The sequence below is a fragment of the Thiovibrio sp. Mzg5 genome, from assembly GCF_055379285.1.
The window spans coordinates 552,468-576,537 of record NZ_AP022872.1 but is presented as its reverse complement, the minus strand read 5'-3'; the positions used below and the strand labels follow the sequence as shown (position 1 = coordinate 576,537).

The window sequence follows — 24,070 nt, the reverse complement described above, 5'->3', positions numbered from 1 at the left end:
TCTCCACCACCGCGCAGAAAAATAACAATCCCGTCCATGAACAGGATTGACAAGCAGCGCCCTTCGGACGTATATACTGGTTCTATTCATGGTGTAATTTCCAGCACTTTCCCCCATAGGCGTATTCAGAAAATGGGTTGCTCCCCGCACATCTTCCCACAGACTAAGCAAGACGCCGGGCTGAAAAAAAGCCCTTCGCCGCTGCTGTTTTCTCTCAGCCCGCAGCCTGCGCACCAACAAAAACGTTTCCCAAACAAGAGAGCCATATGACCAGGGCAAACATCCTCATCGCCATAGCGATCGCGGTTATTTCCAGCAGCATCTGGGCTTCGGTCAACCAGCCGGAGCAGGAACCCCGCTGGCCCAACCGCATCCAGGGTTTTTCCTTTTCGCCCTTTCGCGAGTGGGAAAGCGCCATAGACCACGTCCTGCCCACCGAGGAAGAGATCGACGCGGATCTGGCCCTGCTGGCCAAGAAAACCCATGCGGTCAGAACCTACACCATGGAAGGCTCCTTGGCGGAGATTCCCCGGCTGGCCCGCAAACACGGGCTCAACGTGACCCTGGGCGCCTGGCTGACCAGCGATCTGGAAAGAAACGCGGTGGAGATCGAGACCGCCATCAGGGTCGCCCAGGAGAACCGCAAGAATGTAGTGCGGATCATCATCGGCAACGAGGCGCTCCTTAGAGGCGATCTGACCCCGGAACAGCTCATCGCCTACCTCGACCAGGTGCAGGAGGCCATTGATGTGCCAGTGAGCGCGGCCGAGCCGTGGCATATCTGGATGAAGTATCCGGAGCTCGGCGAACACGTGGACTACATCGCCACCCACATGCTGCCCTACTGGGAAGGCGTAGAAATGTCGGAGTCCATTGACTACATCGTCAAGCACATGAACATGCTGAAACAAAAGTTTCCGGACAAGCAGGTGATCATCGGCGAGGTGGGCTGGCCCAGCAACGGCAGGACCCGCCAGCTGGCCGTGGCCTCTCCGGCCAACGAAGCCATCTTTCTCCGCCGTTTCCTGGCCAAGGCCGAACAGGAAAAATACACCTACTATGTCATGGAGGCCTTTGACCAGCCCTGGAAACAGGGAAGTGAGGGATCGGTGGGCGCCTACTGGGGCGTGTACGACGTCAACCGCCAGCCCAAATTCCCCTTTACCGAACCCATTGTCCGCATCCCGGAATGGCGGATGCTGGCCGGCATCTCGGCGATCATCGCCATCATCACCTTCGCCTTTCTCCTCATCGACAGCAAAACCTTACGTAACCGCGGGCGCAGCTTTCTTGCCACCATTGCCTTCGGCGCGGCCACCGGCGCGGTGTGGATCGTTTACACCTACACCAGACAGTACCTGAACCCGACCACCATCCTCATCGGCGTGCTCATGGTGATCGGCATGATCGGGGTGGTGGTGGTTCTCCTGGCCGAGGCCCATGAATGGGCGGAGGCAACCTGGCTCTCCCAGTGGCGCCGCCCCTTTACCCCGCAACATCTGGAAGATGACCAGCTACCCATGGTCTCGGTCCAGGTGCCGGCTTACAACGAGCCGCCGGAAATGCTGATCGAGACCCTCAACGCCTTGGCCCAGCTGGATTACCCCCGCTACGAAGTCCTGGTCATCGATAACAACACCAAGGATCCGGCGATCTGGCAGCCGGTGGAAGCCCACTGCCAAACCCTCGGCCCCAAATTCCGTTTCTTTCATGTGGCCCCCCTGGCCGGGTTCAAGGCCGGAGCGCTGAATTTCGCCCTGGAACAAACCGCGCCGGCGGCCGAGATCCTCGCGGTCATTGACAGCGATTACCTGGTAACCCCGGACTGGCTCCGGGACATGGCTCCCCAGTTTGCCAAGCCCTCCCTGGCCATTGCCCAAGCGCCCCAGGATTACCGAGACGACGGGGAAAACCTGTTCAAGGCCATGTGCTACGCCGAATACAAGGGATTTTTCTATATCGGCATGCTGACCCGCAATGAACGCAACGCCATCATCCAGCACGGCACCATGACCATGGTCCGCAAATCCGTGCTGCAAGAAGTCGGGGGCTGGGCGGAATGGTGCATCACCGAGGATGCGGAACTGGGGTTGAAGATCTTTGAGCGCGGCTACGAGGCCACCTATATTCCCAAAACCTATGGCCGGGGGTTGATGCCGGACACCTTCATCGATTTCAAGAAACAGCGCTTCCGCTGGGCCTACGGTGCAGTGCAGATCCTGCGGCGGCATGCCAAGGCCCTGCTCTTTGGCAGGCAGACCGCCCTCACCAGGGGACAGCGCTATCATTTTGTCGCCGGCTGGATTCCCTGGCTGGCCGACAGCCTGAATCTTTTCTTCACTGTGGCCGCCCTGGGCTGGTCCACGGGCATGGTCTATTTTCCGCTCAAGGTTGATCCACCCCTGGTGATCCTGTCGGTCATGCCGCTCACCCTCTTTGTTTTCAAAGTGGGCAAGATGATCTACCTCTACCGGACCCGAGTCGGCGCCACGGCCGGGCAAACCCTGGCCTCGGCCCTGGCGGGCCTTTCCCTGTCCCACACCATTTCCCAGGCGATCCTCCTTGGCTTTGTCACCAAGGACATCCCGTTTTTCCGGACCCCGAAACGGGCCAAGAGCCATGCCCTGCTACAGGCCCTGCAATCAGCCAGGGAAGAGGGACTGATCATGATCGCCCTCTGGCTCGCAGCCGTCTGCGTCGTGGTCTCGCAAGGGTCGGAAACCGCGGACCTGCTGGTCTGGATCATGGTTCTCCTGGTCCAGTCGATCCCCTATCTGGCGGCGGTGGTCATGTCCATGGTGAGCGGCTTCTCCAAAACCGAGGAAAAAATCATCAGCAGCATCACGGCACCCCCCCTTGCCGTGGATGAGCCGGAGAGTGCCGCCTGAAGCAGGCTGCGTCCCAAGGAAACCAGCCGCCGATGCCCCCACCAGAACTGTCGCACAGGAAGAAAGGATTTCCCTCTCGGTTCCGCTTGTTTTGCCGTCTGGCTCTCCGGGGGTTTATCCTCTGTCTTGCGGGAACCATGGCGATTACCATCCTCTTCCGCTGGGTGCCGCTGCCATGCAGTTCCCTGATGATCCAGCGGCAGGTTGCCTCCCTGTGGCAGAAAGACAAGGAGTACCGTTTCCGCTATCGCTGGGTCAGCCTGGGGAGCATTTCCCTTTACGCGCCCCTCGCCGTAATCGCCTCCGAAGACCAAAAATTTTTCAACCACATGGGCTTTGATTTTGATGCCATGGAAAAGGCCTGGGAACAGAACCAGCACCGGAAACGGGTGCACGGGGCCAGCACCATCTCCCAGCAGCTTGCCAAGAATCTCTTTCTCTGGCCGGAGAGAAGCTTTCTTCGCAAGGGGCTGGAGGTCTATTTCACCCTGCTGCTCGAGGGGCTCTGGCCCAAACGACGCATTCTCGAGGTCTACCTCAACGTGGTGGAGTTCGGCCCTGGCCTCTTCGGGATCGAGGCTGCCAGCCAGGCCTATTTTCACAAGCCAGCCGCCAGGTTGAATAGTGCGGAAGCCGCTATCCTGGCGGCAATCCTCCCCAGCCCTCTGCGCTCGAACGCAGCCCGTCCCTCCGGCTACATCAATCAACGCGCCTGGCAGATCCAGCAGCAGATGCGGCTCATGGGCGGCCCTGCCGCCCTGCTCCAGCCCCTCGACCTGAAACCTAGGAAATAATCTTCCCGCCCTGCTCATCGAGGCTGATACACACCTCTTTCCGGGTAAAGGGACAGCGGAAGGTGAGCCGATGGGCGACAAGCTCCATGCCGGTGGTGTTCTTGTTCCCGACCCCGTACTTCGGATCGCCGAGAACGGGATGGCCAAGCATGGCAAAGTGACGGCGGATTTGATGCAGACGTCCGGTTTTGAGGGTAACTTCGACCACGGAGGTGTCGCTGGCCGAGTCATAGGAGGTGAGTGCATAGCAGGTGATGGCGGGCTTATTGTCCAGAGGCAGCTCAATTTCCCCCTGCTCCGGGATGGGATGACCGAGCACGGTTACCCGGTACTGTTTGTCAATGGCGTTGTCCTGCAACAGCTGCGAAAGTTTGGCTGCCGCCGCCTTGGTGTGGGCCAAAATCAGCAGGCCCGCCGCCTCCCGGTCGAGCCGGTGCACGGGCAGGACAGGCCGTTTCAACCGAAAATGGACCTCAACCTGGCGGACCAGCGAACAGTGGTCGCCGTAATCCGTTCCCTGGGACAGCAAGCCAGCGGGCTTCAGCCAGACGCTGTACTGACCACCATCATGCAGACACTGGGCCACCGGGGGTTTCACCGCGAGAAGCCGTGGGTCGTAAGACAATTCAAGGACATCACCTGGCCGCAGCTGCGCGGTTGCCTTACGCAGCCGTTTCCGCCCGCCTCTTTTGCCCGTCAGCCAAACCGCCCCCTTGCACATGGCGTCTTTCACCCGGCTCTTGGCAAGCCCGGCACGGGCCGCGATCAAGTCACAGGCCGTGCTGCCGCCATCCTCGGGGCCAATGGTGATCCGCACGACAAACGCTGCCGGAAAATGCGGGGCCTCTGGGCTATTACCTGAAATGTTCATAGCCTCGATAGCTGATCTCCCGGCGCTGGCCCGCCTCTTCAAGAAAAACACCTTGCCCCTCGACAATACACCCCACCGCAAAAAGTTCCCTGCCGGTTTTTTCCCTGACCAGCTTGCACAGCCCCGCCACCTGATGCTCGTCTGCGGTGCAGAGCAACTGGTAGTCCTCCCCCCCGGCAAGCGCCCAATCAAGAGCCGACTGGCCGCAAATTTCTGCCGCCTGGTGCAACAAGGGCGAAAGGGGAATTTTTCCCGCCGCCACCACCGCGCCGACCCCGCTTTCCGCACAAATATGGGCGAGATCGGTGGCCAGGCCGTCGGAGAGATCCTGCATGGCATGAACCAAGCCGCTGGCGGCCAGCACCCTGCCTAACGTCACCTGAGGAACCGGATCCAGATGCGCGGTAACCTGGGGTTGCCAACCGGGCTCATGGGCCAAGCCCCTTCGACACAAGGCCAAACCCGCCGCCGCCTCGCCCAAAAACCCACTGACCAGGACCACATCCCCGACCCGAGCGCCCTTTCTGGTAAGCAGCTCTGCCTCAGCCATCTCCCCGAGCACCGTGACGGAAAGCACGCTCTCATGCCCGCTCTGCACCGTATCTCCACCGATCAGGACAACCCCATGTTCGGAAAGCACGGCGAGAAAACCGGCCATAAACGCATCCAGCCACTGGCCACCGAAAGCCGGGGTCAAGGCCAGGGAAAGCAAGGCGAAGCGGGGCAGACCGCCCATGGCCGCAATATCGCTGATATTGACCGAGGCCGCCTTCCTGCCCAACTCAAGGGGAGGATGCCAAGCCAAATCAAAATGCACCCCTTCCACCATGGTGTCGGTGGTGACCAGAGTGACCCGGTCCGGGGACGTTTTGTATACCGCGCAGTCATCGCCGATCCCGACCAAAAGATCGCCGGAACTCCCGGCCACCTGGCGGATACGGGCGATAATTTCTCTTTCTCCTCCGGGTCGCGTCATGCTTTTCCCCATTTTCCCATCAAACCGTCGCCGCTAGCGCTGCTGTGAGCGGCGATGAGATGGCGCCCAAAATACAAATAATTCACCCCGACTCTTAAGTTTTCTGAAACTATCCCGATCTGTAAGGCAAAAGACCATCATGAGGAGCCGACCATGCAAGTAATCTGCTGCGTCTGTCACAAAACAAAAAATCACAATGGCTGGAAAAAACAGGCTGCCAGGTCCGGGGGACAGCTCTCACACGGCTATTGCCCCCAGTGCTACAAGCAGATGCTGGAGAGGGTTGAGAACTTCTTTGTCATGAACGGCTGCCGCAAAAGCGCCTGAGCCGTCAGCCGCCTCCCTACTTGATCACCGTAAGGAAGGGTTTTTTCTTTTTCCCAGTCCCGATCAGCTCTTCACTTTTCTTCTGCGCCAATTCCCCTGCCCCGCCAAAGTCAATGGCCTTGATAAACCGCTCCTCGCCACCCATGGTGAAAAGCTCCTGTCCGGTGAACTGCGGCGTACGCAAAGTCCAAGCGACTTTCTGCGGAGGAATGGTCAACAACTGCAGGCTCACCTGCCACCACTCCTCTTTCTTGCCATAATCCCTTTCAATCCCGATAACCAGGGCATACATGATCCGTTCGGCCACGATCAGGACAATATCCCCGACCTGGGTGGTCTCCTTGAAGACAAAGATATTTTTCAAGTCGGTTACAATTTTTTCTATCATTTGGAAGTCTCATAAAAAGGGAAAAAGGCCTGGGGTCACCACACAAACAAGATACCCAATCAGGGAAATTCTTTCAACCATGCGCGAAACGCAATGTACCACGGATCAACACGCTTTTCCGTTGTTCTTTTGGGCTTTTTTTGTTTAATTTTGTTAAGATGTCTATTTCGCCTACGCCTCTCTTGCGATAAAAACACCGGGGCACATTCCTCACTTTGTCGGGAACTTTTCTTCCGGTGGCGTGTCTTAATAACATAAGAAAAATTGGCCCTGATCCTTTGGGGCAAGCGGATCACGATGCCATACCAAGAAGTACCCGAACTTGTCCGCGCCTTCCGCCAGGGGGATCATCAGGCCTTTAACCGGCTGGTGACGCTGTACCAGCGAAAGATTTACAATCTGGCTCTTGGCTACGTGAAGCAAGAGGATGAAGCCAAAGATCTCGCCCAGGACATCTTCGTCACCGTGTTCCGGCAGATAGACAAGCTCAAAGAGGAAAGCAAATTCGGGGCCTGGCTCTATCAGCTGGCCTTGAACCACTGCCGAAACCGGTACCAGAAACTGCGTCGGAGGGGATTTTTCAGCAACCAGTCCATTGATGACTCGGAAACAGGCTTGAATTTAAGCTCCGGGGCGACTCCGGAAAAAGATTATGAACGGCAGAACACCGCGCGCCTGGTCAGGGAAGCCGTTGCCTCCCTGGCGCCGGCGGAAAAAGAAGTCATTCTTCTCCGCGATCTCCAGGAACTGTCGTACGAAGAAATCAGTGAAATCCTTGGCCTGCCCATGGGCACGGTCAAATCCAAGCTGAACCGGGCCCGCCTGGCCCTGAAAAACCGCCTAAAACATTACCTGTAAACGGTCCGCCTATGCAATGCACTGAAGTCCACTCCCTGTTCACCGATTTCGCCGACAATACCCTTGCCCGCGAAGAGCTGCACGCCTTGACTGACCATCTTCTCGGCTGCCCGGCCTGCGCCCTGGAGTGGCGGGAATTCCAGCAGACCCTCAACCTCATACACGGTCTTGGGACCCAAGCCCCCCCGGCCGATCTGCTGCCGGGCATCCATGCCAAACTCGCAAAACGGGGGATATTCGATCGGGCCTGGGCGTTTGTCGAGTCCTTGAATTTTTCCCTATCGATCCCCGCCGCCGCAGCCATATTCACCATCGCCATGCTTGCCGGTTTTCTCCTGAAAAATTCCCCCCTGGAGCAGCCCAACATCTTTCCCGCTCGGTCCGCCCGGCTCAACGCCTTCCAGCAAGGGGAAGTTCTCACGCCCAGACGACTCCCCATTGCCCCAAACGCCATGTTTGCCGTATCCCACAATGGCGGGCAACAAGGCGGGGATCTGGTGCCGCTTACCCGGACAGCTCTGGCGCCCCATCTGGTTCCAGACAATAACGCCCACCATCTGTTGTCCCCGGATATGCATGTGCTCATCGAGGATATCGACCACGACAACCAGGTCATACTCTTTCGGGAAATGTTGCACCGAAACTGGCAGATCCACCGCATAAACACCAGCCTGTTTCTTGTCCATCTCCCTCAGACGGAGCTGGGGGATTTCCATGAACTCCTTGGTCACTACCGTTTTGCCCTGATGCCTGCCGCAGCTGCGGAAACAGAATTCGGCGGCAACAAGCAGGTATTAACCGCAGCCATCCGCTTGCAATGAAAATGTCTCCTGCTTTTTTTAGGAACTTTTTCACGGCAACCCGTGTCATTATTAATACGATGCGCATCCTCCTAGCATCTCTTCTTCCTCCCTCTCCCTTCTTCTCCGGAAGGGCTCTTTCCTGGGACCGCAGAGCCGCCCCGCTCCTGCGGTCCCTCTCTTTTTCAAATAAGGCCGCCCACACCACTCCGGCCTTGACATCCGGAAAAAGAGATATACAAAATAAAGATGAAGCACAATCGTCCCAATTCCGCACTGTCACAACATTTTGCTTTTGTTCAACATACCCAAGGAGCACATCATGATCTCTCCTCTGCCAACCTCCTCTTGCCGCCGTCCAGCTTCTATTTTTCTCGCCTTTCTGTTCATGGGATTCTTTCTCGCGACCCTGCCGGCAACGAGCCGGGCGGCGAGCAGCCCCCCGGAGACCTTTGCCGATCTGGCGGAAAAACTCAGCCCCACCGTGGTCAATATCTATACCACCCAGATGGTCAAAGCCTCCCGCTCGCCCCATGACATGTTCAATGGCCAGGATATCCCCGAGCCCCTGCGCCGCTTTTTCGGGCTGCCCTCGCCCTTTGATCAGGATCAGCCCCAGCGGGAGCAGAAGCGGACCAGCCTCGGCTCCGGGGTGATCATCTCCAAGGATGGCTATATCGTCACCAACAACCATGTCGTGGAGAACGCGGACACCATCAATGTGCGGCTGACCAACTTCGAGGAATACGACGCCAAGGTCATCGGCCGGGACCCTAAAACAGACCTCGCCCTGCTCAAGATCGCGCCCAAAAATGGCTTGCCCGTCACAGGCTTCGGGGATTCGGACAAACTGCGGGTGGGTGACTGGGTCATGGCCATCGGCAATCCCTTCGGCTTTGAACAGACGGTTACCGCCGGAATCGTCAGCGGCAAGGGCCGCTCCCTGGGCAGTGGGCCCTATGAAAGCTTCATCCAGACAGACGCTTCGATCAATCCCGGCAATTCCGGGGGCCCCCTGTTCAATCTCAAAGGCGAGATGGTCGGGATCAATTCCGCCATCTACAGCCGCAGCGGCGGCAACATCGGCATCGGCTTTGCCATTCCGGCCAACATGGCGAAAAATGTCATCAACCAGCTCAAGGAACATGGCTCGGTGGTGCGCGGCTGGCTTGGGGTGATGATCCAGCCCGTCACCCCGGAGCTTGCAGCCCAATTCAAAATGGAACGGGCCATCGGCGCCCTGGTGGGTGAGGTTTCCCCCGGCAGTCCGGCGGAGAAGGCCGGCATCAAGCCCGGCGATGTCATTGTCGAATTCAACGGCAAGGAGATTTCCCAGATGAGCATGCTGCCCAATCTGGTGGCGGAAACCCCGGTGGGAAGCAGAGTGGAAGTCACCCTCTACCGGAAAGGCGCACTGAAAAAACTCCCCCTGGTCATTGCCAAACTCAATGAAGAGCAGGTGGCCGCCCAGGCCGAACCGGCGGAAAGCCTCAACAAGCGCTTGGGACTCGGGGTGCAGGATCTTACCCCGGAGATTGCCGCGGCCCTGGGCATTACCGACAAGCATGGGGTACTGATTACCGCGGTGGAGCCAAACTCCCCGGCGGCGGAAGCGGGATTGCGACAAGGAGATTTGATCCTTGAGTTCAACCAGAAGCCGGTTCGGGATGTAAAGACCTTCCTCAACGAACTCAAGGGGATCAAGGCAAAAGCAACGGTTTCCTTTTTTATCAAGCGGGAGGGTCGCACCCGATTCTTCGGCCTGAAGCTCAAATAATTTTACCAACCGTCTACCCAAGGAATAACAATGAAAAATATGCATGGTTTCGGAAAACGTCTGGGCTGCCTTGCCGCCCTGCTGAGCATGTTCAGCTTAGCCACTGGCTGCACCTATCAGGACCGCGTTGCCCCGCTCAACCTGCCGGACGCCAAAAATGGTGGAATCGTGGTGGGCGATGGAGTCAAGATTTCCGCCCTGGCTTTCAACGACGATGAGGCGGCCAAACAGGCCTTCGGCTTCGGCGCCCGTAAGGCCGGCCTGTTGCCCGTGCAGCTGACCCTGCAAAACGACAGCCCGGACAAGGTAAAGATCAATCCCGAGCAAACCTTTCTCATCGATAACAACAACAGGGCCTGGCCCATTCTCTCCCTGGAGAAAACCTACCAACGGACTTCAGGGCATGTTGATCTTGGGGAAACAGCCAAAGGTGCTGGCAAACCTGCCCTGCTCATGGGCGCAGCCGGAGCGCTGGCCGGGCTGGCCGTCGGGGTAGTCACTGGCAAGAATGTCGGGGAGGCAATGGGAACTGGTGCCGTACTTGGCGCGGCGGGCGGAGCGATTGTCGGGGGAGCCAAGAGTTACAGCGAAAGCGGGGAAAAAATCAAGGATGATCTTGCGTCCAAAAGCCTACGGAACCAAACGATCCTGCCGCACCAAATCGCCTACGGCGTTCTTTTCTTTCCTGGGATGCCGGGCGAGGAAGCAGACGGGGTGAAGGAGCTGCGGCTCTCCGTGACCATCGGCAACACGCAGCAGGTGGTTGTTCTCTTTCCCGCGCTCAGGTAATTTCAGCCGACAGCTATCAGCGGGCAGATGACAAACGAAACGCGGCGGCGTCCGCTGCCGCGACTTGGGCAATGACCGCCCGGACCTTGGCGATGTCCTTGCGTCCGGGCGCACTCTCAACCCCCGAATTGAGATCCACGGCAAAGGGACGCGCCTGCCGAACCGCCTCGCCCACATTATCCGGGGTGAGGCCCCCTGCCAGGACAACCGGGCGGGGAGAAGACAGTTTTTCCAGCAAACCCCAATCAAAGGTTTGCCCGGTGCCACCGGCTGCCTTCTCATGAAAGGTGTCAAACAAAAAACCGGAAACCACCTCGGCATAGGGGGCCAAATCCGCCGAAGTCAGGGATTCCTGCACCCGAAAAACCTTCATCACCCGGCAGGCAATTTCCGCGCAATACGCAGGGGACTCTGCCCCATGCAGCTGAACCTTGGTCAGGCCGCAGTAGCGGACAATCTCGTTCACCGCCGCAACTTCCTGGTCGACAAAAACCCCCACTGCATCGACAAAGGGCGGCAGGCTTTTCACAATGTCTCGCGCCCGATCCGGGTCAATATAGCGAGGACTTTGTTCGACAAAGATCAGACCGATCGCGTCCACCCCGGCGGCCACCACACCGGCGACCTCCGCCATCTCCCGCATCCCGCAGACCTTGATCCGCGTTCTGGCGTTCATATCCTTCATCCTTGCTGCCCGCCAATCAACGTCCGCAGGGCATCGACCGGGTCCGCAGCCCGCATCAGGGTTTCCCCCACCAACGCCGCCCGAATTCCATGCTCCGCAAGCCGCAACATATCCTGATGATCACGGATCCCTGACTCGCTCACCAGGGGAATTTCCGGCGGAATCATGGTCTGCAAGCGGAAGGTGGTGTTCAGGTCCATGGAAAAATCGCGAAGATCACGGTTATTGACCCCGATCAGACGGCTGCCCGCAGCCACGGCCTTTTCGACCTCCGCCTCGTTATGCACCTCCACTAGGGCATCCATGCCAAGCTCGAAGGCTAGGGCCTGATAATCTTGTATCTGAGCGGTCTCAAGAATGGCGGCGATCAGCAAAATCGCATCGGCGCCGTACGCCCGCGCCTCCCGAATCTGCAACGGATCGATGATGAAGTCCTTGCGCAGGACCGGCAGGGCAACAACAGCGCGCACCGCAGGGATATAGGCAAGAGAGCCCTGGAAGAAATCCACATCGGTGAGCACCGACAACGCCTGGGCACCGCCAGCCTGATAGCTGCAGGCGATAGCCACCGGATCGAAATCCGGCCGGATCACGCCCTTGGAAGGAGAGGCCTTCTTGGCCTCGGCGATGATGGCCACGCCGGAAAAATCGGTGAGCGCCCGGAGAAAACCGCGCGGCGGCGGAATTTCCAGATCGGGCGCGGCAATGCCACGGACCTTGAGGGCTGCGACCTCTTCTTTTTTCCGAGCAACGATGGTATCGAGGATCATTTCTGCACCGAGCGGGAAAAGGCAACCAACGCCTCCACCTTGTTGAGCGCCGCGCCGCTGGCCACCACCTCGCGGGCCAGGGCCACGCCGGAGGCAAGATCTTCGCTGCGTCCGGCAGCCATCAGGGCGGCACCGGCATTGAGCAGGACCATGTCCAGACAGGGGCCGGCCGCGCCGCTCAGGACCAAACGCAGCTGCGCCGCAGCCTCGGGTGCGGTTCTGCCGCCCTTGATTTCCGCCAGGCTGGCCGTGGCCATGCCCAACTCCGAAGGATGGATGCTGTAGGTTGTCAGTTCGCCATTGGCCCAGTCGGACACTCTGGTAGCGCCGGTAATGGTAATCTCGTCGAGATTGCCCTCGCCGCACACCACCAAGGCGCGCCGGGTGCCGAGCCTGCCCAGCACCCGAGCCAGGGTTTCGGTAAGAGCAGGATCATACACCCCCAGCACCTGAACATTGGCGCCGGCAGGGTTGGTCAGGGGGCCGAGGATATTAAAAATCGTCCTAATCCCGATCTCGCGGCGCGGACCGATGGCATGCTTCATCGCACCATGCAGGGCAGGGGCAAACATGAAACCGATGCCGATCTCCCGGATGCATTGGCCGATCTGTTCGGGTCTTAAGGTGAGGTCTACACCCAGAGCCTCCAGCACATCGGCGCTGCCGCAATGGCTGGAAACGGAACGGTTGCCGTGCTTGGCCACCGGAATCCCGGCTGCGGCCACGACAAAGGCAGTGGTGGTGGAAACATTGAAGGTGCCGGAGGCATCGCCCCCGGTGCCGCAGGTATCGACAAGAATATCGTCTTCACCAACCACAGACACCTTGGTGGCCTTGGCCCGCATCACCCTGGCCGCGCCGGTGATCTCATCCACGGTTTCGCCCTTGATCCGCAGGGCGGTGATAAAGGCACCGATCTGGGCCTGGGTGGCCTCGCCGCCCATAATTGTCTCCATCACCCCGACCATCTCCGCTTCGCTCAGGTCGGTGCCCGCCACCACTTTGGCAATGGCCGCTTTCATCATGGCAACATCTCCTTGCGCTGCTTGGCGAGGATTTCCGGATAGGCCGGATCAATGAAATTTTTCAGCAACTGCACTCCGGCCGGGGTCATGATGGATTCGGGATGGAATTGCACCCCTTCCACCGGCAGGGTCCGGTGCCTGAGCCCCATGAGTTCGCCCTGATCGGAACGCGCCGAAACCATCAGGCAGGCAGGCAGATCCGATTCCCGAACCACCAGGGAATGGTAGCGCATGGCATCAAAAGGGTTGGGCAACCCGGTGAAGATCCCCAACCCGTCGTGGCTGATGGGGCTGGTCTTGCCGTGCATGAGCCGCCCGGCCCGCACGGTTTGTCCGCCAAAGGCCTCGCCCAGGGACTGATGCCCCAGACAGACCCCCAGCACCGGAATCCTGGTGCTGAAAAAACGAATCGCCTCGATGGAGATGCCTGCCTGGGCCGGAGAACAGGGGCCGGGCGAGATCAACAGCCGGTCGGGGGCAAGAGAGGCGATAAAGGAGATGTCCACCTCATCGTTGCGGAAGATCTTCATTTCAGCGCCCATCCCCCCGAGGGTTTGGACGATATTGTAGGTAAAGGAGTCGTAATTATCGATGATAACGATCATATTCTTTCTCGCGCTCCGCCGGGGCTAAAACTCTTTTTCCGCCAACTCCACCGCCCGTCGCAGCCCCATGGATTTGTTGATGGTTTCCTGATACTCCAGGGCGGGCACCGAATCGGCGACAATCCCCGCGCCGGCCTGCACCCAGAGGTCGTCGCCCTGCATGACAAAGGTCCGGATGGTGATGCAAAAATCCATATTCCCGGAAAAGCCGAAATAACCGACAGAACCGGCATAAGGCCCGCGCCGCTCGGGTTCAAGCTCTTCAATGATCTCCATGGCCCGGATCTTGGGGGCCCCGCTCACCGTACCCGCCGGGAAGCAGGCGCGCAGGACGTCGAACTGATCCTTGCCAGGGGCCAGGGTTCCATGCACCCCGGAAACCAGATGCATGACATGGCTGTAACGCTCGACCACCAACAGATCGCGAACCTCCACCGAGCCATACTGGGCAACCCGGCCCACATCGTTACGGCCCAGATCGACGAGCATCAGATGTTCGGCCCGTTCCTTGGGATCGGCCAGCAGCTCCTGTTCCAGGGCCGCATCCTCTTCCGGGTTTTTGCCGCGTTTTCTCGTCCCGGCAATGGGCCTGAGCTCGATATCCTCCTGTTCCAAGCGGACCAGAATCTCCGGGGAAGAGCCGATCTGAACCAGATCCCCGAGTTTGAGATAAAAGAGATAGGGGCTGGGATTGATATGACGCAGGGCGCGGTAAAGCTTGAAGGGGGCCAGTTCGGTTTTGGTATGAAAGCGTTGCGACAAAACAACCTGAATGATATCACCGGCCTGGATATACTCCTTGGCCGTCTCCACCATCTTCTCGAAAGCTGTCTCGCTCATGTTGGAGGTAAAGGCGTGGGGCGTAGTGTCCTTTTTGCCACTACCGCCGAGATACTCCGTCGGCATGGGCGCCTGGAGACGGACGATGATCTCCTCGATTTCGGCCTGCGCTTTCGCATACAAGGCCGGAATATCCCGCGCTTCAATCCCGGGACCAGAGGTCTGCACCAGATTAACCACGGTGAGCAGCTGCCTGAGATTGTCGTAGATCAGAACAGTCCTGGGCACCATGAAGGCGCTCTCCGGGAACTGCGCCAGGGGCGGGTTGCGCTCGGGAAGCCGTTCCATGAACCGGACCATGTCATAGCCCAAAAACCCGACTGCCCCGCCAAAAAAACGCGGCAACAGCTCCGGATCGCAGGCCATTTCCGCATTGCAGGCATTAAAGGACTTGAGCAGATGTTGCAGGGCCTGCAGCGGGTCGCCCTGCTGCTCCACCACCGTTCCCTCCCGGGTGATGGTGACCTGGTTCCCGCAGCTGGCAAAGGTGACGATAGGGTCAAACCCGATAAAGGAATAACGCCCCCATTTTTCGCCGCCCTCAAGGCTTTCAAAGAGAAAGGCGTGTGATTCCCCGCCCGCCACCTTGGCAAAGATGGTCAGCGGCGTATCGAGATCGGCGACAATTTCCCGATAGATCGGGACCAGACCGGCATCGACCGCCAGGTGTTCAAACTCCTGCAAGGAAGGTCGGAACATGATGGGTCCTCAACTCATAAAAAAAGGTAACTATTCAGCAGCACCACATCTGCTTTGTCATCGACCTGCTCATGGGCAATAGCACACTTCGCAGTCCTCTTTCGCGCATCTGCGGCACTGCTGAATAGTTACAACCCGGAGGATATACCCGGCTTTCATCTTAATTTGACTCAATAATTATAAAAAAAGCCATGGAACACAAGCGTCCCATGGCTTTTTATTTTTCTTTTTGCAGCGAAACACTCTTCATAATAACAGGCATGATCCCTGCGCACGGCGGAAGAGGCACAACCAGGCAAATCGGAAGAGCCTCAGGCAAAGCGTTCGTTCGCCCACCGAGGGGAAACAACCGCGCCAGGGCTCCAGCCGCGACCTGCTCTCTCGTTATTACACCGCGGCCAACAAAGCATTTACCCGCTTGGTCAAACGGGAAACCTTGCGGGAGGCATTCTTTTTGTGGATGGACCCTTTCACCGCTGTTTTCTCAATAATAGGGATCGCCAACTTCAGTGCTTCCTGGGCCTGATCTCCGGCTTTCAGCTCAACGGCCTCAAGGACTTTCTTCACAACACCCTTCATCTTGCTCTTGTTGGAGCGATTGCGAAGCCGTTGCAACTGGTTCTGACGATTCCTTTTTTCGGCGGACTTATGATTAGCCAATTCTCAACTCCTGTTACTGTATTGTTGATTGATTCAAGACACTCTGCCCACGTCATATGACGGTTGGCAGGTTTTCTGCCCGGCCGCCGTTCCCCGACAACACCGACAGAAATATGCTGGAAAATTTTGTGAAGATAAATCAATTCCACCGCCTTGTCAAGCAACAACTGGACCGCCCATTTCGATATTTTCTTAAGCGCGCGTGAGGAGCCCATTGCAAAAACCGGGTTTCTTTTTACAACACACAGCCGATCTCCTCAATTTTTTTAAAAAAATCATTCATGCCCCTTGCCTGGCGCCCTGCTTTTCGTTTACTTTACAGATGTAAATATTTTCAACGCTTCCATCCCAGATTTTTTTATTGACGGAACCCGGACCCCGATGCTCGAATTCGCACAGTCACTCCGCTGGCAAGACATATTCGATATCATGATCGTTTCGTTCATCATCTATCGCATCATGCTGCTGATCCGGGGAACTCGCGCCGTCCAGATGCTGGCGGGCATCGTTGTGCTCATCACCCTCTATTTTGCCGCCCGGGAGCTCGAATTCCTGACCTTGTACTGGTTGCTGGGTACTTTTTTAAGCTCCATCTTCCTGATCATCATTATTATCTTCCAGCGGGATATCCGGCGAGCCCTCACCCAGGTCGGGCAAACCACCTTTTCCAAGCCGCAGGAAGACATGGTGCACATTCTGCTCGAAATTGTCCGGGCGGCACAACAAATGGCCCAACGCAAGATCGGCGGCCTCATCGTCATCGAACGGGAAACAGGGCTCAACGACTACATCGAGTCCGCCCACAGCCTGGACGCCATCGTCAGCAGGCAGCTGCTGGTCAGCATTTTCCAGACCTCCGGCCCCCTCCATGACGGAGCGGTGATCATCCATAATGGCCGGATCCGTTCAGCCGGAGCCCTGCTCCCCCTCACCCGAAACCCCTACATCAGCAAACAGCTTGGCACCCGCCATCGGGCAGCCATCGGTCTTTCCGAGGAAACAGACGCAGTGATCATTGTCATCTCGGAAGAAACCCAAAAAATATCCCTGGTCCAGCACGGGGCCATGACCTCCGATCTCGACGAAAACGCTCTCAGAAGCCGACTTGACGCAATCTTTGTTCCCAAGGAAAATACGACCCCCCTGTTATGGAAAAACTGGCTCAACAAATAATCCGGCGCCTGCCCACCCCCAACCTCCTCAACTGGCCGAACAATTGGGGACTGAAGCTCATTTCCCTGATCTTCGCCATTCTGCTCTGGTATTTCGTGGTGGGTGAGGACAAGATTGACACCACAGTCTACATTCCGGTGGAAATTGTCAATCTGCCCAGGGAACTGGTCATCGCCAACCAGTTCAAGAAACAGCTGGAGGCCACGGTCAGCGGCCCCCGCGGCCTGATCAGCAGTCTCAACCGCCAGCGGATCACCAGAACCATCAACCTGGCCAAGGCCGCCCCCGGCACCATTGTCATCCGCAACGAACCCGAGACGATCCAGTTTCCGCGGGGCGTCACCGTCTCCCGCATCCAGCCCACCCACATTACCTTGCTCATTGACGAACTGGTCGAAAAAGAACTGCCGGTCCAGGCCAGAACAACAGGTGAGCCGGCCATTGGCCACGAATTGGCGGGGGTAGTCTTCGAACCCCCGCTCATCAAGATTTCCGGCCCCAAGGCCGTTGTCGGAAGGGAAAAACTCCTGACGGCAAAATCCATCGACATCAGCGGGCTGAAAGGACCGACAACCATCCAGGTTCCCCTGGAACTGCGCCCCGCGCTGCTCGAACTCATGGGTGAGACCGTGGTCACCGCCAATGTGGTGATCCGCGAAAAAACCATGGAAAGAACCATCGCGGATGTCCCCATCCACGTCGCCGACCCCGATTCTGCAAGGAAGGTGACCATCGAGCCCAACACCATCGACATCCGCGCCCTGCTGCCCCTGAGCAGCAAAGGCAACCAGACGAGGCTTTTCGAGGCCAGTGTCTCGACCGACGGGCTATCGCTCGGCGTCCACAGGCTCCCGGTTAAAATCACGGCCCCGGAGCAGATAAAAATCATCGAGGCACTCCCACCCACCGTCACCGTCAGAATTGGCAGGAGCCCTGGCAAATGACCCACATCGCCAGCGTGCTCTCCCCTGCCGGCGACAGACAGACGCAGGAGTCGGCCGCGAAAGATTCTTTTTCAGGTTCTATTTTTTCGAACTGCAGGGAAAAATCATGAGAAAATTGTTCGGCACCGATGGGGTCCGGGGGGTGGCGAACACCTACCCCATGACCACCGAAATCGCCATGCAGATAGGCAGGGCCCTCGCCTTTCTGGTCAAGGACATGCGCCGCGGCCACAGGATCGTCATCGGCAAGGACACCCGCCTTTCCTGCTACATGATTGAAAATGCCCTGGCCGCAGGCATCTGCTCCATGGGGGTGGACGTCCTCCTGGTCGGGCCGCTGCCCACACCGGGCATCGCCTTCATCACCACCAGCATGCGGGCCGATGCCGGGGTGGTGATCTCCGCCTCCCACAACCCCTTCCAGGACAACGGCATCAAGATCTTCGCCAGAAACGGCTTCAAGCTCCAGGACGACTTGGAGCTTGAAATCGAGAAACTGGTCTTCTCCGAGAAGATATCGGCCCTGCGGCCGGTGGCCGAGGAGGTGGGCCGCGCCACCCGGATTGATGACGCCAAGGGCCGCTACATCGTCTCCTTGAAGAACACCTTTCCCCAAGAATACTCCTTGGACGCCTTCCACATCGTGCTCGACTGCGCCAACGGTGCCACCTACGGGGTGGCACCCCACGTTTTCGAGGAGCTGGGCGCCACAGTCACCACCCTCTCGGCAGAGCCGGACGGCACCAACATCAACCGCGATTGCGGCGCCCTGCACCCGGAACACATGGCCGCCAAGGTCCGGGAACTGGGGGCGGACATAGGCATCGCCCTGGACGGCGACGGCGACCGGATCATCGTGGCGGACGAACACGGCAACATCGTGGACGGCGACCATATCATGGCCATCTGCGCCGCCGACCTGATGAACCGCAAGAAGCTGAAGAAGAAAACCCTGGTCGCCACGGTGATGAGCAACCTCGGTCTGGAGGTCGCCATGCAGCGCCTGGGCGGCGCCATGGTCCGCACCCAGGTCGGCGACCGCTACGTGGTGGAAGAGATGCGCAAGTCCGGCTACAATTTCGGCGGAGAGCAGTCGGGGCATCTGGTGTTCCTGGAACATAACACCACCGGCGACGGCATTCTCGCCGCACTCCAGCTGCTGGCGGTGATGATCAAAAAACACAAACCCCTGTCGGAGCTGGCCACCATCATGGAAAGCTTTCCCCAGGTGCTCAAGAATGTCCGCACCGCCGAGAAAATCAACACCAACACCATCCCCGGCTTCAACAAAAAAATCAAAGAGATGGAAAAGCAACTGGGCGCGGATGGCCGCATCCTGGTCCGCCCCTCCGGGACCGAACCGGTTATCCGGGTCATGGTGGAAGGCAAGGACGCCGCATTGATCAATGCCATGGCCGACGAACTCTGCGAGATGATCCGCAAGACCGACACTGCCAAAGCGTAACCCACGCCAAGCCATGAAAATCCGCCTCGACCAGCTTCTCCTCCTGCAAGGGCTGGCCCCCACTCTCCAGAAAGCCCAAGCCCTGATTGCCGCTGGCCAGGTACTGGTAAACGACCAGCCGGCAGACAAGGTCGGCTCGCTTTTTGCCGAGGACTGCCGGATACGGCTGAAGGGAACCACCTGCCCCTATGTGAGCCGGGGCGGCCTCAAACTGGCGGCCGGGTTGGACCATTTCCAGATCGACCCCACCGGTCTCGTCTGCGCCGATATCGGCGCCTCCACCGGAGGCTTCACCGATTGCCTGTTGCAACGCGGAGCCGCCAAGGTATATGCGATTGATGTCGGTTATGGCCAGCTGGCTTGGAAACTGCGGCAGGATCCGCGGGTGGTGGTCATGGAGAGAACCAACGCCAGAAACCTGAAACTCGGCGACCTCAATGACCCCCTTGACCTGGCGGTGATCGACGCCTCATTTATTTCCCTCAAAATGCTGCTGCCGCCGCTGCTCATCTTTTTTCCGGGAGCCGTCCGGGTGCTGGCCCTGATCAAGCCGCAGTTCGAGGTGGGCCGCGGCCAGATCGGCACGGGCGGGGTTGTCCGCGACAGCGAGCTGCACGAGAAGGTGATTGAGGAAATTCGAGGATTTGCCGGCGACCTGGGCCTTCTCCCGGTTGGCGTCAGTCCCTCCCCGATCCTCGGCCCCAAGGGCAACCGGGAGTTCTTGATCTACCTGGTTTCCGAGATACGATAGCGCTTGCCGCGCCAGAAAAAATCATCCCGCTGGCGCCCTGACAGGTCATGGGCAAAGCGGGCGATCAAGCCGGAATCAACAACCAGATCGCAGAGTTCCCCATCCAGGTCCCCTTGGTCAACCAACCCTTCCAAAATGGACATGGCTTCGGAAAGCATTTTCCCGGGCTTGTAGGGCCGGTCCGCAGCGGTCAAAGCTTCCAGCACATCGGCCAGAGCCAGTATTCTTGCCGGCAGAGGAATGGCGCCGTTCGCAAGACCTCGGGGATAGCCGGTGCCGTTCAGCTTTTCATGATGCATGCCGGCGTAGACCGCGACATTGCGAAGTTTTTTCGGAAAAGGCAGTCCCTCCAGCATCCTGATGCTCATTTCCACATGGTGGTTCATCACCTTGCGTTCCGACGCAGTCAAGGTCCCTTTTTGCACACAAAGATTTTCAACCTCATCGGGCGCGAGCAGAGGCAGCTCCATCCCGCTCATGGCATAGGTTAGTGCACCGAGCCGCTGCACTTTCTCGATGCTGCCGGGCGACAACCCCTCGCCTCCCAGGTTGATCGTATCGAGAAAATTGATGATCTCCTGCCACTCTTCCTCTTTTTCAACGGGCGGCGGGGGAGTGGGCGGTCCTCCCTTCCTCGGGCAGGGTTCGTTCTCCAGTCGGGCGACCTCGCCATTCAATCTGGAGATTTCCACCCGGTGCCGAACCAACTCTATCCGGTCGAAAATAGTCTCAAGCTTGGTCGCCTTGTCCATAAGATGTTCAGGCGTAGTGATCTTCCCCACGTCATGGAGCCAGGCCGCCATCTTGATTTCGGCGAGCTCGTCGGCGCTGAAGCTGATCGGAGCAAATTTGCCGGTATTGGCCCTGTTCACCTCCAGGGCGATCTGTTCGGTAAGGTTGGCAACCTTAAAAACGTGCCCGGCCGTATAGGGAGATTTCTCGTCAATGGCATCGCCGATTGTCCGCACAAAGGCGTCCAGCAGATTTTCAAGGTCCCGGACCAACCGTATCTTGGTAAGGGCAATGGCCGCCTGCGAGGCCAGACTCATGACCATCCCCACCTCGTGCTCGGGAAAGGGAACAACCGCCCCGGTCTCCCGATCCTTGGCATTGAGCAGCTGCAACACCCCAATAACCTCATCCTCATGGTCCCGCAGGGGAATCACCAACATCGAGTGGGAGCGATACCCCGTGGAGGCGTCAAAATCTCGGGTTCCCTGAAAATCAAAGCCTTCGGCGTTGTACACGTCGAAAATATTGACCGGCTCACCGGTAAGGGCGCAGTGAGCGGAAACATTGCGGTGATTCTCCCGGTTGTCCTCAAGGCGCAGCGGCACGGGAGGCCAGGAGATGGCCTCCCCGCTCCCGCCCATGAACACCCCGAGCGAATCGTTCTGGACAATGGCAAAGTTCAGGGTCTGCCGCTCGCTCTCCATGGTGTACAGGGTACCGCCGTCGGCGTTGGTGAAATGCCGGGCCTCCCGGACGATCCTTTCCAGGAGCCGGTCGATGTTCTTTTCCGAAGAAAGCCCCAGGCCGATCTTCACCAGCTGAGACAGATGATTCCCCTGGCCTTCACTGAAGGCCAGAACCTCCTGGACAACCCGGTCGGCAAGCCCGGCAACAATCTCCGGCGAAACCCCGGCCATTGCCTGCCCGGCGTAATCTTCAATCCCCTGCACGACCTTCTGCATGAGCAGATCCACTGCCGGTTGCTTGCGAATCCGAACCTTGTCCGGAAGAGTATCCATGGCCTTTATCCTTGCCCGAGGCGGTAGTTCTCGTATTCACCTCTTCCTCACCCAGCCGATGGCGGGACGGGAAAAGAAATTCTGTACAGGACAGGCATATTATACGGCAGAACACGATGACAAGCAATTCCACATTACAGGCGACACGCACCGCCGCAGCCTGCCCATTACCCGGAAGGCAAAAGACCTTGGAGACGGTTGACTTGCCGAGGTGAAAATGCTACCTTGGGTCCGGTGCAATCCTCAGACCTGTTCAGCAGTTGCACCCGCTGTGCTGACCATACTCTTCCCCAAGTTTTTTTCAGGAGCCTATCCGCCATGACCAAAACACCTCCCCTTTCCCGACCATTCCTATTGTTCACCCTCATCGGAGCCATTCTATTCCTGCTTGCTTCCCCAGCCACTGCGGAGGAATACGCCAGCGTCCTGAAAAACGGGGCCAATATCCGCTCCGGCCCCGATACGAATAAAGAAATCCTCTGGACGGTATTCAAGGGTTTCCCGTTACAAGTGAACGAGCGCAAGGGAAAATGGGCACATGTCGTGGACTTTGACGGGGACAAGGGCTGGATTACCACCGATCTTCTCGCCAAGGAGAAAACCGTCATTGTCAAGGCAGCAACCGCCAACCTGAGGGTTGGCGCGGGAAAAGACTACGAAATCGCGGCGGAAGTCAAACACGGTGTGGTCTTCAAGCCCCTGGCCACCGAAGGCGACTGGGTCAAGGTCAAGCATGCGGACGGCACCACCGGCTGGATATTGGGCAAGCTTCTCTGGCCCAACTGAGCCCAACCCAGACACCATGGGAAAAAAATCTCCCCCGGCATATCCGCTCCACCCCGTCCTCTTGGTTGACGACGAAATCCACACCCTTGCCAGCTTTGATATCGCCCTCCGCTCCCATGGCATCAACAACACCATCCGCTGCCAGGACAGCCGGAAGGTCGCGGCGCTTCTCGACAATCAACCCGTGGAAATCATCCTCCTCGATCTGATGATGCCCCATGTTTCCGGGCATGACATCCTCAAGGACGTCAGCCAACGTTTTCCTGAACTGCCGGTCATCATCGTCACCGGGGTCAACGAAGTGGAAACCGCTGTCCGCTGCATCCAGCAGGGGGCTTTTGACTACGTGCTCAAGCCGGTGGAAATCGAACGCCTCCTGCCAAGCATCAGACGAGCCCTGGAGGTCAGACAGCTCCGGCGGGAAAACTCCAGACTCGCCAGCAGCTTCTTTGAAAAAAATCCGGCCCATCCCGAGGTGTTTTCCGGAATCATCACGGGCAACGACACGATGAAGGCCCTGTTCCGCTATTGCGAGGCCATTGCCGAAGGGCGGCAGCCGGTGCTGATTACCGGGGAAACCGGAGTGGGCAAGGAGAGCATCGCCAGGGCCATCCATGATCTGAGCGGCAGGACGGGAGAATACGTGACGGTCAACGTGGCCGGCCTTGACGACCAGATCTTTGCCGACACCCTCTTCGGCCATACCAAGGGGGCCTTCACCGGTGCGGATCGCAGCCGCTCCGGCCTGGTGGAAAAAGCAGCCGGAGGCTCCCTGTTTCTTGACGAAATCGGCGATCTCAGCGAGGCCTCGCAGGTCAAGCTCCTCCGTTTTCTTGAAGAACACGAATACTACCCCCTGGGCTCCGACCAGGTACAGCATTCGGATGCCAGGGTCATCGTCGCCACCCATCACGACTTGGAACAGCAACACCAGAAAGGGTTGTTCCGGACCGATCTGTTTTACCGTTTGCGCACCCACCGCATCCAGGTTCCCCCGCTGCGGGAACGCAAGGATGACCTGCCGGCCCTGCTGGACTTTTTTCTTGCCCAGGCCGCGGCAGAATTCAAAAAAGAGAAACCCCGCTGCCCGGACGCGCTCATCCCCCTGCTCATCGGCTATGATTTCCCCGGTAACGTCCGGGAGCTAAGGGCTTTGGCCTTTGATGCCATGAGCCATCACCGGGGCACCACGCTCTCCATGGCTTTTTTTCCCAAGGAACTCGGCGCAGCCGGTCCGCAAGAAAGCTCTTCCGCTTCCCCCGCCAAGGTTCTTCCCCCAAAATCCTGGGCCGCCGGGTTTGAGCGACTGCCCACCTTGAAAGACGCGGACCAGGAACTCATCGCCGAAGCCCTCCGGCGGAGCAGCAACAACCAACGGGCTGCGGCCCTCCTCCTGGGTATAACGCCGCAAGCTTTGAATCAGCGGCTCAAGCGCCAGGCGTAACGAC

General features: G+C 58.4%; 24 protein-coding genes. 14 read left to right on the top strand and 10 right to left on the bottom strand.

Annotated elements, in window-relative coordinates:
- Positions 1–266 precede the first annotated feature (266 nt).
- Entirely contained in the window at positions 267–2,888 is a 2,622-nt protein-coding gene (locus ACZ46D_RS02660; RefSeq protein WP_464928498.1) for a glycosyltransferase family 2 protein, read from the top strand.
- Positions 2,889–2,920: 32 nt separating this feature from the next.
- A complete protein-coding gene (gene mtgA / locus ACZ46D_RS02655) occupies positions 2,921–3,682 on the top strand; it encodes a monofunctional biosynthetic peptidoglycan transglycosylase (RefSeq protein WP_464928497.1) in 762 nt (253 codons plus the stop codon).
- Here mtgA and ACZ46D_RS02650 read toward each other — a convergent pair.
- The gene (locus tag ACZ46D_RS02650; protein ID WP_464928496.1) at positions 3,672–4,499 is read right to left on the bottom strand and encodes an RluA family pseudouridine synthase; all 828 of its coding nucleotides are present in this window, start codon (positions 4,497–4,499) and stop codon (positions 3,672–3,674) included. The genes mtgA and ACZ46D_RS02650 overlap by 11 nt on opposite strands.
- A gap of 37 nt (positions 4,500–4,536) precedes the next feature.
- Complete coding sequence (thiL, locus tag ACZ46D_RS02645) at positions 4,537–5,529, bottom strand: thiamine-phosphate kinase (RefSeq protein WP_464928495.1); 993 nt, start codon at positions 5,527–5,529, stop codon at positions 4,537–4,539.
- A gap of 153 nt (positions 5,530–5,682) precedes the next feature.
- Here thiL and ACZ46D_RS02640 point away from each other — a divergent pair, with 153 nt between their 5' ends.
- Positions 5,683–5,856: a hypothetical protein gene (locus ACZ46D_RS02640; RefSeq protein WP_464928494.1), complete on the top strand. Its 174-nt coding sequence runs from the start codon at positions 5,683–5,685 to the stop codon at positions 5,854–5,856.
- A 16-nt stretch (positions 5,857–5,872) separates the two neighbouring features.
- Here ACZ46D_RS02640 and ACZ46D_RS02635 read toward each other — a convergent pair whose 3' ends face one another.
- Positions 5,873–6,244, bottom strand: coding sequence for a hypothetical protein (locus ACZ46D_RS02635; RefSeq protein ID WP_464928493.1), 372 nt, complete (start codon positions 6,242–6,244; stop codon positions 5,873–5,875).
- 297 nt (positions 6,245–6,541) lie between these two features.
- Here ACZ46D_RS02635 and ACZ46D_RS02630 point away from each other — a divergent pair, with 297 nt between their 5' ends.
- From ACZ46D_RS02630 to ACZ46D_RS02615, 4 genes are all read left to right on the top strand, one after another.
- Positions 6,542–7,102, top strand: a complete 561-nt coding sequence (locus ACZ46D_RS02630) for a sigma-70 family RNA polymerase sigma factor (protein ID WP_464928492.1) — start codon at positions 6,542–6,544, stop codon at positions 7,100–7,102.
- An 11-nt stretch (positions 7,103–7,113) separates the two neighbouring features.
- Positions 7,114–7,923, top strand: coding sequence for an anti-sigma factor family protein (locus ACZ46D_RS02625; protein WP_464928491.1), 810 nt, complete (start codon positions 7,114–7,116; stop codon positions 7,921–7,923).
- 301 nt (positions 7,924–8,224) lie between these two features.
- Complete coding sequence (locus ACZ46D_RS02620; RefSeq protein WP_464928490.1) at positions 8,225–9,679, top strand: DegQ family serine endoprotease; 1,455 nt, start codon at positions 8,225–8,227, stop codon at positions 9,677–9,679.
- Positions 9,680–9,709: 30 nt separating this feature from the next.
- Complete coding sequence (locus tag ACZ46D_RS02615; RefSeq protein ID WP_464928489.1) at positions 9,710–10,468, top strand: hypothetical protein; 759 nt, start codon at positions 9,710–9,712, stop codon at positions 10,466–10,468.
- Positions 10,469–10,484: 16 nt separating this feature from the next.
- On the opposite strand, the gene ACZ46D_RS02610 is transcribed toward ACZ46D_RS02615, so the two are convergent.
- The 6 genes from ACZ46D_RS02610 to rpsT form a co-directional block, all read right to left on the bottom strand.
- Complete coding sequence (locus ACZ46D_RS02610) at positions 10,485–11,144, bottom strand: phosphoribosylanthranilate isomerase (protein WP_464928488.1); 660 nt, start codon at positions 11,142–11,144, stop codon at positions 10,485–10,487.
- Between the two features lie 5 nt (positions 11,145–11,149).
- Positions 11,150–11,923, bottom strand: coding sequence for an indole-3-glycerol phosphate synthase TrpC (trpC, locus tag ACZ46D_RS02605; RefSeq protein WP_464928487.1), 774 nt, complete (start codon positions 11,921–11,923; stop codon positions 11,150–11,152).
- On the bottom strand, positions 11,920–12,948 hold the full coding sequence (gene trpD / locus ACZ46D_RS02600; protein WP_464928486.1) for an anthranilate phosphoribosyltransferase: 1,029 nt from the start codon (positions 12,946–12,948) through the stop codon (positions 11,920–11,922). Before trpD ends, trpC begins: the two co-directional genes overlap by 4 nt.
- On the bottom strand, positions 12,945–13,553 hold the full coding sequence (locus ACZ46D_RS02595) for an anthranilate synthase component II (RefSeq protein ID WP_464928485.1): 609 nt from the start codon (positions 13,551–13,553) through the stop codon (positions 12,945–12,947). The genes trpD and ACZ46D_RS02595 overlap by 4 nt, the downstream gene beginning before the upstream one ends.
- Before the next feature lie 24 nt (positions 13,554–13,577).
- On the bottom strand, positions 13,578–15,092 hold the full coding sequence (trpE, locus tag ACZ46D_RS02590) for an anthranilate synthase component I (protein WP_464928484.1): 1,515 nt from the start codon (positions 15,090–15,092) through the stop codon (positions 13,578–13,580).
- Between the two features lie 387 nt (positions 15,093–15,479).
- Positions 15,480–15,752 (bottom strand): 30S ribosomal protein S20, encoded by a 273-nt coding sequence (gene rpsT / locus ACZ46D_RS02585; RefSeq protein ID WP_464928483.1) that lies wholly within the window; start codon positions 15,750–15,752, stop codon positions 15,480–15,482.
- 381 nt (positions 15,753–16,133) lie between these two features.
- Here rpsT and cdaA point away from each other — a divergent pair, with 381 nt between their 5' ends.
- The 4 genes from cdaA to ACZ46D_RS02565 all read left to right on the top strand — a co-directional run bounded on the left by cdaA (position 16,134) and on the right by ACZ46D_RS02565 (position 20,085).
- Entirely contained in the window at positions 16,134–16,925 is a 792-nt protein-coding gene (gene cdaA / locus ACZ46D_RS02580) for a diadenylate cyclase CdaA (protein WP_464928482.1), read from the top strand.
- Positions 16,901–17,869 carry a CdaR family protein gene (locus ACZ46D_RS02575; protein ID WP_464928481.1) on the top strand — a complete coding sequence of 323 codons (969 nt, stop codon included), beginning with the start codon at positions 16,901–16,903 and terminating at the stop codon, positions 17,867–17,869. The genes cdaA and ACZ46D_RS02575 overlap by 25 nt, the downstream gene beginning before the upstream one ends.
- A gap of 106 nt (positions 17,870–17,975) precedes the next feature.
- Entirely contained in the window at positions 17,976–19,334 is a 1,359-nt protein-coding gene (glmM, locus tag ACZ46D_RS02570) for a phosphoglucosamine mutase (protein WP_464928480.1), read from the top strand.
- 13 nt (positions 19,335–19,347) lie between these two features.
- Positions 19,348–20,085 (top strand): TlyA family RNA methyltransferase, encoded by a 738-nt coding sequence (locus ACZ46D_RS02565; RefSeq protein WP_464928479.1) that lies wholly within the window; start codon positions 19,348–19,350, stop codon positions 20,083–20,085.
- Here the strand turns inward: ACZ46D_RS02565 and ACZ46D_RS02560 are convergent.
- Entirely contained in the window at positions 20,061–21,836 is a 1,776-nt protein-coding gene (locus tag ACZ46D_RS02560) for an HD domain-containing phosphohydrolase (RefSeq protein ID WP_464928478.1), read from the bottom strand. The genes ACZ46D_RS02565 and ACZ46D_RS02560 overlap by 25 nt on opposite strands.
- Here ACZ46D_RS02560 and ACZ46D_RS02555 point away from each other — a divergent pair.
- The 3 genes from ACZ46D_RS02555 (at position 21,835) to ACZ46D_RS02545 (ending at position 24,066) form a co-directional block, all read left to right on the top strand.
- Positions 21,835–22,038: a hypothetical protein gene (locus ACZ46D_RS02555; RefSeq protein WP_464928477.1), complete on the top strand. Its 204-nt coding sequence runs from the start codon at positions 21,835–21,837 to the stop codon at positions 22,036–22,038. The two genes, ACZ46D_RS02560 and ACZ46D_RS02555, sit on opposite strands and share 2 nt — an antisense overlap.
- Positions 22,039–22,154: 116 nt before the next feature.
- Complete coding sequence (locus ACZ46D_RS02550; RefSeq protein WP_464928476.1) at positions 22,155–22,622, top strand: SH3 domain-containing protein; 468 nt, start codon at positions 22,155–22,157, stop codon at positions 22,620–22,622.
- 16 nt (positions 22,623–22,638) lie between these two features.
- Positions 22,639–24,066: a sigma-54-dependent transcriptional regulator gene (locus tag ACZ46D_RS02545; RefSeq protein WP_464928475.1), complete on the top strand. Its 1,428-nt coding sequence runs from the start codon at positions 22,639–22,641 to the stop codon at positions 24,064–24,066.
- Positions 24,067–24,070: the final 4 nt, after the last annotated feature.